This is a genomic window from Frankia sp. CcWB2, assembly GCF_977927585.1.
In genome coordinates, this window is record NZ_CDWRCM010000099.1 from 4,384 (window position 1) to 5,026 (window position 643).

Genomic DNA, 643 nt, shown 5'->3' on the forward strand with positions numbered 1-643 from the left:
ACCGATCACCCTACTCGGCGGTCGGCGTGAGCCCGTAGGCGAGCAGGGCCCGGCGGGCCAAGGCGTGCACCTCCTCGGCGAGCGCCGGCGGCTCGACCACCCGCACGTCGGCCCCGAGGCCGAGGACCAGCCGGTGCAGCCAGGAGGTCTCCCCGGCGTACAGCGTGACCTCGAGCCGTCCGCTGGGCAGCTCGCGCACCTCGGTGACCGGGTAGTAGTCGGCCACCCACCGGGCCGGGGACGCCAGCTCCAGCACGACCCGCACGTCCGCCGGGCCGGGCCGGTAGATCCCCTCCCTGGTGTCGCGGGACACCGTACCCGGCGGCGGGACCGCCGGGGCGTCGAGGATCGTCACCCCGCCCGGCCCGTCGATGCGGTCCAGCCGGAACAGCCGCACCGCCTCCGCCCGGTGGCACCATCCCTCCAGGTACCAGCGGCCGTCCTGGACCAGCACCCGCATCGGGTCGACGTCGCGCTCGGTCAGCTCGTCGCGGGACCAAACCAGGTAGCGCAGATGCACCCGTCGGCGGTCCCGCAGCGCCCGCTGCACCACCGCGAGGACCTCGTCGTGGACGTCGAGGGTGACGCGTACCTGGCCGACGGCGGCGGTGCCGGCGCCTCCTCCAGCTTCTCCAGCGCCCGG

General features: G+C 75.4%; 1 protein-coding gene. It reads right to left on the minus strand.

The features are described from left to right. Positions 1-10 precede the first annotated feature (10 nt). On the minus strand, positions 11-643 hold a 633-nt coding region (locus tag ACY45C_RS12080; protein ID WP_462187714.1), incomplete at its 5' end, for a helix-turn-helix transcriptional regulator.